13 protein-coding genes are annotated in these 13386 nt (G+C 66.8%); 8 read left to right on the forward strand and 5 right to left on the reverse strand.

What is annotated here, in order from left to right; translation table 11 throughout:
• Window positions 1–33 precede the first annotated feature (33 nt).
• Window positions 34–579 carry a YbhB/YbcL family Raf kinase inhibitor-like protein gene (locus EF294_RS01300; RefSeq protein WP_123925205.1) on the forward strand — a complete coding sequence of 182 codons (546 nt, stop codon included), beginning with the start codon at window positions 34–36 and terminating at the stop codon, window positions 577–579.
• A 70-nt stretch (window positions 580–649) separates the two neighbouring features.
• Here EF294_RS01300 and EF294_RS01305 read toward each other — a convergent pair whose 3' ends face one another.
• From EF294_RS01305 to EF294_RS01315, 3 genes are read right to left on the reverse strand one after another with little or no spacing between them, the layout of a single operon-like run.
• On the reverse strand, window positions 650–1753 hold the full coding sequence (locus EF294_RS01305) for a quinone-dependent dihydroorotate dehydrogenase (protein ID WP_123925206.1): 1104 nt from the start codon (window positions 1751–1753) through the stop codon (window positions 650–652).
• Complete coding sequence (locus EF294_RS01310) at window positions 1747–2115, reverse strand: DUF5703 family protein (protein ID WP_123925207.1); 369 nt, start codon at window positions 2113–2115, stop codon at window positions 1747–1749. Before EF294_RS01310 ends, EF294_RS01305 begins: the two co-directional genes overlap by 7 nt.
• Complete coding sequence (locus EF294_RS01315; protein WP_246007599.1) at window positions 2112–3272, reverse strand: YncE family protein; 1161 nt, start codon at window positions 3270–3272, stop codon at window positions 2112–2114. Before EF294_RS01315 ends, EF294_RS01310 begins: the two co-directional genes overlap by 4 nt.
• Before the next feature lie 111 nt (window positions 3273–3383).
• Here EF294_RS01315 and EF294_RS01320 point away from each other — a divergent pair, with 111 nt between their 5' ends.
• The 6 genes from EF294_RS01320 (at window position 3384) to EF294_RS01345 (ending at window position 8534) form a co-directional block, all read left to right on the forward strand.
• Window positions 3384–4226, forward strand: coding sequence for an undecaprenyl-diphosphate phosphatase (locus tag EF294_RS01320; protein WP_123925209.1), 843 nt, complete (start codon window positions 3384–3386; stop codon window positions 4224–4226).
• A gap of 116 nt (window positions 4227–4342) precedes the next feature.
• The gene (locus tag EF294_RS01325) at window positions 4343–5122 is read left to right on the forward strand and encodes an MSMEG_4193 family putative phosphomutase (RefSeq protein ID WP_123925210.1); all 780 of its coding nucleotides are present in this window, start codon (window positions 4343–4345) and stop codon (window positions 5120–5122) included.
• Between the two features lie 27 nt (window positions 5123–5149).
• On the forward strand, window positions 5150–5863 hold the full coding sequence (locus EF294_RS01330; protein WP_123925211.1) for a DUF3090 domain-containing protein: 714 nt from the start codon (window positions 5150–5152) through the stop codon (window positions 5861–5863).
• Window positions 5864–5932: 69 nt separating this feature from the next.
• Window positions 5933–6802, forward strand: coding sequence for an SCO1664 family protein (locus EF294_RS01335; RefSeq protein ID WP_246007600.1), 870 nt, complete (start codon window positions 5933–5935; stop codon window positions 6800–6802).
• Between the two features lie 111 nt (window positions 6803–6913).
• Window positions 6914–8155 carry a cysteine--1-D-myo-inosityl 2-amino-2-deoxy-alpha-D-glucopyranoside ligase gene (mshC, locus tag EF294_RS01340; protein WP_123925213.1) on the forward strand — a complete coding sequence of 414 codons (1242 nt, stop codon included), beginning with the start codon at window positions 6914–6916 and terminating at the stop codon, window positions 8153–8155.
• Between the two features lie 70 nt (window positions 8156–8225).
• Window positions 8226–8534: a hypothetical protein gene (locus tag EF294_RS01345; RefSeq protein WP_123925214.1), complete on the forward strand. Its 309-nt coding sequence runs from the start codon at window positions 8226–8228 to the stop codon at window positions 8532–8534.
• A gap of 3 nt (window positions 8535–8537) precedes the next feature.
• On the opposite strand, the gene EF294_RS01350 is transcribed toward EF294_RS01345, so the two are convergent.
• Window positions 8538–9419 (reverse strand): PAC2 family protein, encoded by an 882-nt coding sequence (locus EF294_RS01350; protein ID WP_123925215.1) that lies wholly within the window; start codon window positions 9417–9419, stop codon window positions 8538–8540.
• Window positions 9420–9469: 50 nt separating this feature from the next.
• On the opposite strand from EF294_RS01350, the gene metH reads away from it, so the two are divergent.
• Complete coding sequence (gene metH / locus EF294_RS01355; RefSeq protein WP_123925216.1) at window positions 9470–13081, forward strand: methionine synthase; 3612 nt, start codon at window positions 9470–9472, stop codon at window positions 13079–13081.
• Here the strand turns inward: metH and EF294_RS22520 are convergent.
• On the reverse strand, window positions 13071–13349 hold the full coding sequence (locus tag EF294_RS22520; protein WP_342774303.1) for a hypothetical protein: 279 nt from the start codon (window positions 13347–13349) through the stop codon (window positions 13071–13073). The genes metH and EF294_RS22520 overlap by 11 nt on opposite strands.
• Between the last annotated feature and the right edge of the window lie 37 nt (window positions 13350–13386).

Consider the following 13386-nt stretch of genomic DNA (forward strand, 5'->3'; position numbering starts at 1 on the left):
GGGAAGCGCGCCGACCACGAGAAAGGTGATCCGATGTCGAACGTCGATCCGTACGAGTCGTTACCCGCACTGCCCGGTTTCGAGGTGAGTTCCACTAGCTTCGACGATGGTGCGCCGCTGGCCAATCCACAGGTGAGCGGCCTGATGGGAGCAGGCGGTCAGGATTCGTCGCCGCAGCTGAGCTGGTCCGGATTCCCCAGCGACACCAAGAGTTTCGCGGTCACCGTATACGACCCCGACGCGCCGACCGCGTCGGGATTCTGGCACTGGGCGGTCGCCGACATCCCGGTGTCGGTGACGAGCCTGCCCGAGGGCGCCGGTGACGACGACGGGTCCGGTCTGCCTGCCGGGGCGGTGACGCTGGCCAACGACGCGTCGTTGCGCCGATTCGTCGGAGCCGCACCCCCTCCCGGCCACGGTGCGCACCGCTACTTCGTAGTCGTGCACGCCGTCGACGTAGAGTCCCTCGGTCTGCCCGATGGTGCCACACCGGCCTACCTCGGGTTCACTCTGTTCTCTCACGCCATCGCGCGGGCCACTCTCGTCGGCACCTACGAGCAGCCCGCAGAGCGTCTGTGACGCAGAAGACCTGTGACACAGAAGATCTCTGAAACCGCGCGGATGCGTGATGTGCGGTCGGTGCCGGCGCTCAATGACGGGTGTCGGCACCGACCGCCGCAGCGAGGTTCGGGTATCCGCCCGCTCGTAGGCGGTCGGCGATCCCGGCGTTGATTCCCGCGACCCACACCGGGCCCCCATAGATGAACGGGGTGTAGGCCTGGAGGAGGTCGGCGCCGGCCAAGATGCGTTCCCACGCCTGGTCGACGGTGTCGATGCCGCCGACGCTGATCAGCGAGATGCGGCCTCCCACACGGCCGTACAGTCGGCGGAGCACCTCAAGAGACCGTGCGGTCAGTGGTGCCCCGGATAGTCCGCCCGCGCCCATTGCCTCGATCTCGGCGGTCGGTGTGCGCAGGCCCTGTCTCCCGATGGTGGTGTTGGTGGCGACGATCCCGGCGAGTCCGAGTTCGACGGCCAGGTCGGCGACGGCGTCGATATCGGTGTCGGCGAGGTCGGGGGCGATCTTCACCAGTACCGGCACTGTGACCTCCTCCAGTACCGCTGCGAGGATCGGGCGCAGCGAGTCGACGGCCTGGAGGTCGCGGAGTCCGGGGGTGTTCGGAGAGCTGACGTTGACCACCATGAAGTCTGCGTGTGGTCCGAGAAGCCTTGCGGAGAGCCGATAGTCGTCGACGGCCTCGTCGACGGGCACCACCTTGGTCTTGCCGATGTTGGCTCCGATAGGGACGCGCACCGGCCCGGGGCGGGCCGCTCGCAGGTTCTCGGCGGCGACCTCGGCACCGGGATTATTGAAGCCCATCCGGTTGATCAGCGCGCGATCGCGTGGCAGTCGGAACAGCCGCGGAGCGGGATTGCCCGGCTGTGCCCGACCGGTAATGGTGCCGATTTCGGCATAGCCGAAACCCAGCTGCCCCCAGGCATTCACGGCGGTGGCCGACTTGTCGAAGCCGGCGGCCAGGCCCAGCGGGGCGGGGAAGTCGACGCCGAACACTTGTTGCCGAAGGATCGGGTCGTGGCGAGCGAGCACACGCGCCGACAGTGCGCGCAGGGCGGGCACGCGCATGGTCGTGGCGATGGTGGCCGAGACGATGCGATGGATGCGTTCGGGCGGAAGCAGGAACATCAGGCGCAGCAGTGGCGGATAGAGCGCCCGATTCAGGCGGGTTAGCATGCTCGGGCACCGCCCTCGTGGTGCACCTGCTCTGATTGTGAATCGCTGGGGGACAAGTCATTCCGAATAATCTCGGTGCAGGTATCGGGGCCGTGCGCGCGCGCCGAACGCCGACGTTTCAGCAGCACCTTGCGGGTGCCATCGGTATACAGCCGCACCCGCGACAGCTCCCACCCGCCGAATTCGGCCTCCAACGACAACCGCATCGACGCAGTGACGCGGGTGACGTCCGGGGGTAGTCGTACCAACAAGCACTCGTAGTCCTCGGAGGTGACCTCCCAGCCGCGCGGATAGCGTGCGCCGTTGCGCACGCCCGCGCGTCCCGATCCGACGGATACCTGCCCCGTCCGCCTCGTCGTCATCGGGCGGCGCCGGTGGTCGCCGGAGCGGTGGGCGTCACCGGCGCACCGCCGGTCTGTGCAGCTGTCGTGACCACCTGGATTCCTCCGTCTCGAGCCGAGAGCACGAACACCGATCCGCTCTCGTCGTCGACGACGATCGCATCCGGTTGGGCGACCGCGGCGAACCGATGCTTCTCGGTCGGTTCGCCGGTGGCGAGGTCATAGGCCACCACTTCGTTGTTGCCCGTCGTCGAGACCCACAGGAGATTGCGGGCGTCGTCGTAGTCTACGGCGTAAGGGCCGTCGGACACCGGATAGCGGAACCGCATCAGCAGTGGTGATCCGAAGAACCCGACGATCTCGTCGTCGCGGGTGTTGGCCACGAGTACGCGTCCGTAGTGGTCGACGGCGGAGTTGGTGGCACCGTTTCCGGCCCGAAGGGCCGGTCCGAGATCACCGCTATCCAGGTCGACGGGGGTCACTGAGGATTGCGCGCGGTCGAGCACCACGACCTGCTCGGCGGGTGCATCGGCGCCCGGTGGCGCGACGGTGATGTCGTCGACACGGACGAATCCGGCGATGTCGCGGTGCTGGGCCAGATCGCGATCGAGGACGAGCACGTGGCCGTTGTCGGTGCCGACCAGGGTGCGACCGTCGGGGGTGCGGGCCAGGGCGCTGGGGTTCGCGGTGTGCAGAACCTCGCTGCGCACCTGGCCGTCGCGGCCGATGCGCACCACGTGGCCCGGCCCGACACCGATGAAACCGCCGTCACCAGCGCCCACGAGGTGGGTGAGTGCGGGGGTCGCGACTGATGTCGCTGCGGGAAGTGCCGCGGGAGTCGACGACGCGGCCGCGGTCATGGCCGACTCGTCGAAGCGCAGGACGGCGGTACCGCCGGGACCGATCACCGCAAGGCGCCCGTCCGACAGAGCCGGCGACGAGGATCCGGCGGGGGTGGGGACGATCACGCCGGCGGGCGTGCGTGGTGCACCCGGTGGTGCGGGACTCGCGGAGGCCGGGGTGACAGTGGGCACATCTGTGGGGGTCTGCGAACCGCTGGAGGAGTTGCATCCCGCGACGACGAGTGCGGCCGCGGCGAGCGGGACGAGCAGACCGATGGTCCGGCGAGCGCTGGTGCGGGCCGTGGTGCGGGAGTGACTGGCAGACATGCCACCCATCTTGCACACATCCCTACCGGGTCGGGTCGCCGCGGGTCGGCAGCGGCGCCGCATACCCGACGGTTCTCGGTGTCGAGGGGATCGGACACATCCCGAGTAGCATCGACCGCCGTGACCGACACCATGACGTGGGCCCAGTCGATCGTCCTCGGCGCCATCCAGGGCCTCACCGAGTTTTTGCCGATCTCGTCCTCGGGACACCTGCGCATCGCCTCGGAATTGATGTTCGGGGAGGACGCCGGGGCGTCGTTCACCGCGGTGACTCAGCTGGGCACCGAGGCCGCGGTGCTCGTCTTCTTCGCCCGTGACATCGCCCGGATCGTGCTCGCCTGGTTCCGAGGATTATTCGCCCGCGATGAGCGGGGGCTCGACTACCGCGTTGGGTGGTATGTGATCCTCGCGACGATCCCGATCGGTCTGATCGGTTTCCTGCTCAAGGACGAGATCCGCTCGGCGGCCCGCAATCTGTGGCTGGTCGCGACGGTGCTGATCCTGTTCTCGGGGGTGTTCTGGCTGGCCGAACGCTTCGCGACCCAACGCCGCTCGATGGAGCAACTGACCCTGCGTGACGGAATGGTCATGGGTCTGGCGCAGTGTCTGGCGCTGGTTCCGGGAGTTTCCCGGTCGGGAGCGACGGCCAGCGTGGGCCTGTTCCTCGGGCTCGAACGCGAGGTCGCGTTCCGCTTCTCGTTCCTGCTCGCCATTCCTGCGGTGCTGGCGTCGGGACTGTTCAGCATCCCCGACGCCATCCATCCGACCGGTGGTGGGATGGAGGCCACAGGTGCGCAGTTGGTGGTGGCCACCCTCGTGGCGTTCGTGCTGGGTTATGTCTCGATCGCGTGGTTGTTGCGCTTCGTCAGCGACCACTCGATGAACTGGTTCGGCGGTTATCGGGTCATCGTGGGTCTCGTCGTGATGGGCCTGTTGGCCAGCGGTGTCATCGACGCCACATGACCCGGTGTCATCGACGCCACATGACCCGGTGTCATCGACGCCACATGAACCGGGAGGGTCAGCTCGCCCACCGGTACCGATGTGCTGTGTTTTCTGCGGATGCATAAGGTTGGGGCATGACCGTGATCCTCGTGCGCCACGGACGTTCCACGGCCAACACCTCCGGGGTGCTCGCGGGGCGCACTCCCGGCGTGTCCCTCGACGACAAGGGCCGGGGGCAAGCCGCCGCACTCGTCGACCGTCTGCAGCCGTATCTGGCCGCGATCACCGTGGTAGCCCGGTCACCACTGCAGCGGTGCGCGGAGACGATGGGACCGCTGGTGGCCGCTCTGGCCGACGCGGGACTCGATGTGCCGGAAATCGTCGTCGACGATCTCGCGGAGGTCGACTACGGTGCGTGGACAAACCGTACGATCGCGGAGTTGCGCAAGGAGCCACTGTGGACGACAGTTCAGCAGCATCCTTCCGCGGCCGTCTTTCCCGACGGTGAGGGACTGGCCACGGTGCAGGCACGGGCGGTCGCGGCGGTTCGTGCTCTCGACCGCGAGTTCGGCGGATCGGACGGCGCCGGGGTGTGGGTGGCCTGTTCGCACGGCGATGTGATCAAGGCGATCGTCGCCGACGCCATGGGGATGCATCTCGATTCGTTCCAACGCATCGTCGTCGAGCCCGCCTCGGTGAGCATCATCCGCTATGGCGATACTCGGCCCTACGTGCACACGGTGAACTCGACGACGACCTTGTCGGTGCCAATCCGGCCACCGGCGTCCATCGATGCGGTCGTCGGCGGCGACACCGGTTCCGACGACGAGAACCCGACACCATCTGTCGGGCCCGGCGACAACGAACCGCAGCCCGAGTCGCCGGTGGCCGCGGGGACCGGCCGGCACGGATAATGACCACACAGCGTAAGGAGGTGGGTGATGTCACGAGCGATACACGTGTTTCGCAGTCCTGACCGATTCGTCGCGGGTACCGTCGGGCAGCCCGGTGACCGCACGTTCTACCTCCAGGCCGTGCACGAGGCGCGCATCATCAGCGTCGTCCTGGAGAAGCAGCAGGTCCAGATACTCGCCGAACGGATCGGCGCCCTGCTCGAGGAGATCCATCGGCGTTTCGGGACCCCTATTCCGCCGGAGGCCGAGCAGGTCAACGACCTCAGTCCGCTCGTCATGCCCGTCGATGCCGAGTTCCGGGTCGGCACCATGGGTTTGGGGTGGGACGCCGAGTCCGAGGCGGTCGTCGTGGAATTGCTCGCCATCACCGAGGGTGAATTCGACGAGAGCGTCGTCCTCGACGACACCGACGAGGGCCCAGACGCGGTGCGCGTGTTCCTGACGACACGCGCCGCCCGTGAGTTCGCCGCCCGGTCCACCCGGGTGATCTCGGCGGGCCGACCCCCGTGCCCGCTCTGTGGCGAACCGCTCGACGACCAGGGGCATCTCTGTGTACGGACCAACGGCTACAAGCGTGACGCCGAACTGAGCAAGTCGCTGGACTTCATCGATCCGGAGGTGCTCAACGGGCTCACCGACGGTCCGCTGCTGCTCGGTGACGAGGAGAACCCGGCGTCCGATGATTCGCGCGGGGAGAGCAGCGACGATCCCGACGCAGGTCCGCAGGGGGGCTCCCGATGACCGCGGCGACGGTGCTGTGACCGACCACCAGAGCTTGGCCTCGCCGTGAGCATCGGGGGTGCTTCCGATGTGCCGCAACCCGATTCGTGCCCGGAGTCGGGGGACGACGATACCGACGACGTCGCCGCGGATGCCGTGCTGCGCGTCGGTGAACTCACGATCATCGGCCGCATCCAGACGGCCAGCAATGCGACCCTGGTGTGCGACGCCGTCGTCGGTGATCGCGCGGTCCGATGCGTCTACAAACCGGTGCGCGGCGAGATCCCGCTGTGGGACTTCCCCGATGGCACCCTGGCCGGACGAGAGGTGGCGTCCTACCTGGTCTCGCGGGCGCTGCGCTGGGACGTCATTCCGACGACGGTGCTGCGCGATGGACCGCTCGGGGTGGGGATGGTGCAACGGTGGATCGAGACCCCGGAACCGGAACCCGAGGATCTCGAATTGCCGGCTGCGAGGATCGATCTGGTGGACCTTTGTCCGGTCGGCGCGGTGCCCGACGGATATCTGTCCATCCTGCGTGCCCTGGATGGGCGTGGAGAACCGGTCGAGCTGGTACACGCCGACGATCCGCGCCTGCGGCGCGTGGCGGTGCTCGACGTGCTCCTCAACAATGCCGACCGCAAGGGCGGACACGTGCTCGAAGGACTCGACGGCGGGGTCTACGGCGTTGATCACGGCATCTGCCTGCACAGCGAGGACAAGCTGCGCACGGTGTTGTGGGGTTGGGCGGGCGAACCCGTTCCGGCGGATCTTCTCGCCGATGTCGTCGAGTTCGTCGGGGAACTGGAAACCACGTCGTCGACGTTGCGTGCCGAGCTGGCCCGGCACATCACCGTCGACGAGATCGACGCGCTGACCATCCGCGCATTGGTACTCGCCGAGTCCGAGACCATGCCGCTACCGCCGGGCCATCGGCCCATTCCCTGGCCCCCGTTTTGACCCGTCGGCGCTCACCCACGCGTGTGCGCTCCACGCGGCGCCACACCTCCGGCGTCGAAGGCCTGCGGCCCCCATCCGTGGTCCCTCGCGCGGCCGCCATACAGTGGACGCATGCATTCGTGGCCCGATCCCGCGGTTCCCGCCGTTCCCGGCGCCGGACCCGCGCTCCGACTCTTCGACACCGCGGGCGCGGCGGTCCGCCCCGTCTCCCCGGGCCCGACGGCCACCATGTACGTGTGCGGAATCACCCCGTACGACGCCACCCATCTGGGCCACGCCGCAACGTATCTGGCCTTCGACATGGTCAATCGCGTCCTGCGTGATCAGGGTCACGACGTGCACTACGTGCAGAACATCACCGACGTCGACGACCCGCTCTTCGAGCGCGCCGAACGCGACGGGGTGGACTGGCGAGACCTCGGCAGCGAGCAGATTCAGCTGTTCCGCGACGACATGACCGCGCTACGGGTGCTCCCACCTCGCGACTACATCGGCGCGATGGAATCAGTCGGCGAGGTCGTGGAGATGGTCGGCACACTCCTGGCCTCGGGGGCGGCCTACGTGGTCGATGATCCCGAGTACCCCGACGTCTACTTTCGCATCGACGCCACCGAGCAATTCGGCTACGAGTCGGGATACGACCGGGAGACGATGCTGAGGTTGTTCGCCGAACGTGGGGGGGACCCGGATCGCGCGGGTAAACGGGATCGGCTCGATGCGTTGCTGTGGCGTGCCGAACGACCTGGCGAGCCCGGCTGGGATGCGCCGTTCGGGCGTGGACGGCCCGGTTGGCACATCGAGTGTTCGGCGATCGCACTGAACCGGCTCGGCAGCGAGTTCGACATCCAGGGCGGCGGCAACGACCTGATCTTCCCGCATCACGAGTTCTCTGCCGCGCACGGTGAGGCATTGACCGGATCGCGGCGCTTCGCACGGCATTACGTCCACACCGGCATGGTCGGACTCGACGGTGAGAAGATGTCCAAGAGCCGCGGCAATCTCGTTTTCGTCTCACGGTTGCGCTCGCAGGGTGTCGACCCGGCCGCGATCCGGCTTGCGTTGCTCGCCGATCATTATCGCGGCGAGCGGATGTGGACCGATGACGTCCTGACGACCGGCACCGAGCGGCTCGCGCGCTGGCGACACGCCGTGGCATGCGGCCGTGGCCCCGATGCGATGCCGGTGGTGGAGCGGATTCGCGTGCATCTCGCCGACGATCTCGACACCCCGAAGGCCCTCGACGCGGTCGACGGTTGGTGTCGTGACGTGGAGCAGGGGATCGGCAGGGACACCGCGGCGCCGGATGCACTCGCCACCGCGGTCGACGCGCTGCTCGGTGTGAGCCTGCTCTGACTGCTCCGCCCGACCTGTCCAAGGCGACCTCGGCTGGTTACCGCGCCGGCCGGGTGAGTAAGGTTTGCGCGTGGCTCGTGTGCAGGAGATCAATCCCGACACCGCAACCGGGGTGTGGACCGTGCAAACCCGGACGTCGACCTACCTCCTCGACTTCGATGAGATGACCCTGCTGCGCGCGCCCGGTGTGGGCAGCACCGACAGCGAGGAGTGGGCGGTGAGCACCCTGCGCCGTGACTCCGAAGACATCCCGCTGCTCGGGGTGAAGTCCTGCCGGGTGGGGGAATCCGCACAGTTCTGGGTCCGCGCCGCCGACGACCCCGACGTCCGGACGTGGCGGATCACCACTCCGGTCGTGTCGATCGAACGGATCGGCTGAGCCTCAGCCGCCGAACGATCCAGGCCCTCCGCGTCTTTTGAGGTACCGCTCGAACTCCGCGGCCAGGGCGTCCCCGTCGATCTTGGCCATCACCTCATCGGTGTCGATCTCGGCGTCTCCACGCTCCTCGAGCCCCCGGACGTAGTCGGCGATCTCCTCGTCGTCCTCGGTCATCTCGGTGACCGCCTGCTCCCACTCCTCGGCCTGCTCGGGCAGTATGCCCAGCGGCACCTCGATGTCGAGCACCTCCTCGACACGGTTCAGCAGCGCGACTGTCGCCTTCGGATTCGGCGGGGTGGAGACGTAATGGGGGACCGCCGCCCAGAATGCCACCGCAGGCAGTCCGGCCTGTACGAACAGGTCCTGCAGCACCCCGGTGATGCCGGTGGGTCCCTCATAGCGGCTCTCGGTGAGGTTGTACCGGGCGGCCGCCTCACTGCTATAGGCACTGCCGGTGACCGGCACCGGTCGAGTATGCGGGGTGTCGGCGAGCAGAGCGCCGAGCATCACGGTGGTCTCCACGTCCAGGGCTTCGGCGCAGGCGACGATCTCGGCGCAGAAACCACGCCACCGCATGTTGGGTTCGATACCGCGCACGAGTACAATGTCCCGGTTGGCCCCTTGCGGGCGGCAGTAGGAAATGGACGTGGTCGGCCAGTCGATTCGACGGGTCACCCCGTCGATCTGTTTGATCGTCGGACGGTTCACCTGGAAGTCGTAGTAGTCGTCGGAGTCGATCTCCGCGAGCGGACTCGCGTCCCACATGAGCGCAAGGTGCTCCACGGCGCTGCTCGCGGCATCGCCGGCATCGTTCCAGCCCTCGAAGGCGGCCAGCAGGATGGGTTTGCGCAAGCGGGGAAGGTTCGACATCTGCTCGGCGTTCACTGATCCAGCCTACGACCGAACCCTAGAGAGAGCGAACTACTCTGAACACCATGTCGTCGCACACGCCGAACCCGGGAAACCACGACACCACCTTCCTCTCGGCCATGGCGCGCCGTGTGTTGGTCGGCGACGGCGCGATGGGGACAATGCTGCAGGCAGCCGAGTTGACACTCGACGATTTCGCAGGTCTCGAGGGTTGTAACGAGATCCTCAACGACACCCGGCCCGACGTCCTCGAGCAGATCCATCGGGCCTACTTCGAGGCCGGTGCCGATGCGGTGGAAACCAATACCTTCGGTTGCAACCTGTCCAATCTGGGCGACTATGACATCGCCGACCGCATCCGTGAACTGTCCTACAAGGGAACGGCGATCGCGCGGGGGGTCGCCGACGAGATGGGCCCCTCGGCCGACGGAACGGCCCGATTCGTTCTCGGATCCATCGGTCCGGGAACCAAACTACCGAGTCTCGGGCACACCACCTTCGGCGTGATCCGCGACGCCTACTTCGAGTGTGTCGCCGGTATGCTCGATGGTGGCGCAGACGCCGTCCTCATCGAGACCTCGCAGGATCTTTTGCAGGTCAAGGCAGCAGTGGTGGCCGCACGTGCGGCAATGGACGAACGCGGCCGACGGATTCCGATCATTTCCCACGTCACCGTGGAGACCACCGGGACAATGCTGCTCGGCTCCGAGATCGGCGCGGCGCTGGCCGCCATCGAGCCGCTCGGGGTCGACATGATCGGACTGAACTGCGCGACCGGGCCCGCGGAGATGAGCGAGCATCTGCGGTACCTGTCCCGCCACGCCCGGATCCCGGTGTCGGTGATGCCCAACGCGGGGCTGCCACAGCTGGGGCCCAACGGTGCCGAGTATCCGCTGCGGCCCGACGAATTGGCTTCGGCGCTCAGCGCTTTCGTCGGTGAGTTCGGATTGGCCTTCGTCGGTGGCTGCTGCGGCACCACCCCCGAACACATCCGTCAGGTGGCCGCCGCGGTCGCCGAGACCGCCAAGGCCGATCGCGCACCGGAACACATCTCGGAGACGTCTTCGCTCTACTCCGCGGTTCCGTTCGATCAGGACGCCAGCTTCCTGGTGATCGGTGAACGCACGAATTCCAACGGCTCCAAGGCATTCCGTGAGGCGATGCTCGCCGCGGACTATCAGCGCTGCCTCGACATCGCCAAGGAGCAGACCCGCGACGGCGCACACATGCTCGACCTCAATGTCGACTACGTGGGCCGTGACGGTGCGGCGGACATGACCGCCCTGGCGAGTCGCTTCGCGACCTCGTCGACGCTGCCCATCATGCTGGATTCGACCGAACCGGAGGTCATCCGCGCCGGGCTAGAGGCGCTCGGTGGCCGATGCGCGGTCAACTCGGTGAACTACGAGGACGGCGACGGGCCGGAGTCGAGGTTCTCGCGCATCATGTCATTGGTCGTCGAGCACGGTGCCGCGGTGGTTGCGTTGACCATCGATGAGGAGGGGCAGGCGCGAACCGCGGACTGGAAGATCCGTGTCGCGCAGCGCCTGATCGCCGACATCACGGGCAACTGGGGCCTCGCCGAGGAGGACATCATCCTCGACACCCTCACCTTCCCGATCTCGACGGGGCAGGAGGAGGTGCGCCGCGACGGCATCGAGACCATCGAGGCGATCCGCCGACTGCACGAGGCGCATCCCGACGTCCACTTCACCTTGGGGATTTCGAACATCTCCTTCGGTTTGAACCCGGCGGCTCGGCAGGTGCTCAACTCGGTGTTCCTGCACGAATGCGTGCAGGCCGGACTCGACACGGCGATCGTGCACGCGTCGAAGATCCTGCCGATGAACAAGATTCCCGACGAACAGCGCGACGTCGCACTCGACGTGGTCTACGACCGTCGCGGGGTGGCGGGCATACGCAGTGCGGGCAGCGAGGACTACGACCCGCTGCAGAAGCTGATGGAGTTGTTCGAGGGCGTCTCTGCGGCCTCTGCCCGCGAGTCGCGCGCGCAGGAGCTTGCACGTCTCCCGCTGTTCGAGCGGCTCGAGCGGCGCATCGTCGACGGGGAACGCAACGGTCTGGAGGCCGATCTCGACGAGGCGATGACCCAGAAGCCTCCACTGGAGATCATCAACGAGACGTTGCTGTCGGGGATGAAGACCGTCGGTGAGTTGTTCGGCTCGGGTCAGATGCAGCTGCCGTTCGTGTTGCAGTCCGCAGAGGTGATGAAATCATCAGTGGCACATCTGGAACCGCATATGGAGGCCACCGGCGAGGACGGCAAGGGTCGCATCGTGCTGGCCACCGTCAAGGGCGATGTGCACGACATCGGCAAAAATCTCGTCGACATCATCCTGTCCAACAACGGGTACGAGGTCGTCAACATTGGTATCAAACAACCGATCTCGACGATCCTCGAGGTCGCCGAGGACAAGCGCGCCGACGTGATCGGCATGTCGGGCCTGTTGGTCAAGTCGACGGTGGTGATGAAGGAGAACCTCGAGGAGATCAACGCCCGCGGGCTCGCCGAGAACTACCCCGTGCTCCTCGGCGGTGCCGCCCTGACCCGCGCCTACGTCGAGAACGACCTTTCCGACACCTACGAGGGTCAGGTCCATTACGCGCGGGATGCCTTCGAGGGCCTGCGGTTGATGGACGAGATCATGGCGCTCAAACGCGGCGGTGGGGCGGTCCCGGAGAGCGCTGATTCCCTCGCCGCGGCGAAAAAGGCAGCTGAACGCAAGGCGCGACACGAACGATCACAGCGGATCGCCGCCAAACGCAAGGCTGCCGAGACGCCTGTCGAGGTGCCCGCACGCTCGGATGTCATCGCTGACAACGAGATCCCGACCCCGCCGTTCTGGGGTACCCGGATCATCAAGGGAATCCCGGTCGCGGATTACCTCCAGCTGCTCGACGAACGTGCACTGTTCTTGGGACAGTGGGGATTACGTGGGGCGCGTGGAGGTAGTGGACCCACCTACGAGGAACTCGTCGATACCGAGGGCCGACCCCGTCTGCGTGAATGGATCGATCGCCTCTCCACCGAGGGCATTCTCGCGCACGCAGCCGTGGTCTACGGCTACTTCCCGGCGGTCAGTGACGGCGATGTGGTGCACATACTCGCCGAGCCGACACCCGATGCGCCCATCAGGTTCTCGTTCACCTTCCCGCGACAGCAGCGGTCACGATTCCTGTGCATCGCCGACTTTGTCCGCTCCCGCGAGGCGGCTCTGACCGACGGGCGCGTCGACGTGTTGCCGTTCCAACTGGTGACGATGGGGCAGCCGATCGCCGACTTCGCCAACGAGTTGTTCGCCCGCGACGCCTACCGCGACTATCTCGAGGTGCACGGGATCAGCGTGCAGCTCACCGAGGCGCTGGCCGAGTACTGGCATCAGCGGGTCCGTGGGGAACTGGCGTTCGCCGACCGCGCCGCCGACGCCGAGGATCCCGACAACGCGCAGGGCTTCTTCGACCTCGAATATCGTGGTGCGCGTTTCTCGTTCGGGTATGGGGCATGCCCCGACCTCGACGACCGCGCGAAGCTGATGGAGCTCCTCGAGCCCGAACGCATCGGAGTGCACTTGTCAGAGGAATTGCAGCTGCATCCCGAGCAATCGACCGATGCTTTCGTGCTGCACCACCCGGAGGCCAAGTACTTCAACACCTGAGCACGTCACCACCGGCGTACGGCGAGACTTTCCGCGCAGGGGCTCGGTCAACGGCAAGACCACCTGCTTCTCGGAAGTTCAGTGGGAGGACCACGGCGAGGAATGGCCATGCGGTGGTGATCGAGCGCATGGTCGGGTCGGGATTCGGCCGCCCGAGCACAACCGCGTGGGCAACGGTTCCCAGTGCCACCTCGAGCGCGGCGAGAGCCGGCGCCGATGTGATGGCGGCGGTATCGGGATTGCGATGTCCGAAGCCGAGAACCGACATGCCGCCGTTCTCGCGGTTGCCGGGATGTGCGCGGCGA

The sequence above is a fragment of the Gordonia oryzae genome, from assembly GCF_003797185.1.
Classification (GTDB): Bacteria; Actinomycetota; Actinomycetes; order Mycobacteriales; family Mycobacteriaceae; genus Gordonia; species Gordonia oryzae.

Bases quoted from the DNA above. Each gene is read 5' to 3' on its own strand.
- EF294_RS01300 (WP_123925205.1), top strand. From the start codon at position 34: ATGTCGAACGTCGATCCGTACGAGTCGTTACCCGCACTGCCCGGTTTC.
- EF294_RS01310 (WP_123925207.1), bottom strand. From the start codon at position 2,115: ATGACGACGAGGCGGACGGGGCAGGTATCCGTCGGATCGGGACGCGCG.
- metH (WP_123925216.1), top strand. From the start codon at position 9,470: ATGTCGTCGCACACGCCGAACCCGGGAAACCACGACACCACCTTCCTC.
- EF294_RS01325 (WP_123925210.1), top strand. From the start codon at position 4,343: ATGACCGTGATCCTCGTGCGCCACGGACGTTCCACGGCCAACACCTCC.
- EF294_RS01330 (WP_123925211.1), top strand. From the start codon at position 5,150: ATGTCACGAGCGATACACGTGTTTCGCAGTCCTGACCGATTCGTCGCG.
- EF294_RS01315 (WP_246007599.1), bottom strand. From the start codon at position 3,272: ATGGGTGGCATGTCTGCCAGTCACTCCCGCACCACGGCCCGCACCAGC.
- EF294_RS01305 (WP_123925206.1), bottom strand. From the start codon at position 1,753: ATGCTAACCCGCCTGAATCGGGCGCTCTATCCGCCACTGCTGCGCCTG.
- EF294_RS22520 (WP_342774303.1), bottom strand. From the start codon at position 13,349: ATGTCGGTTCTCGGCTTCGGACATCGCAATCCCGATACCGCCGCCATC.
- mshC (WP_123925213.1), top strand. From the start codon at position 6,914: ATGCATTCGTGGCCCGATCCCGCGGTTCCCGCCGTTCCCGGCGCCGGA.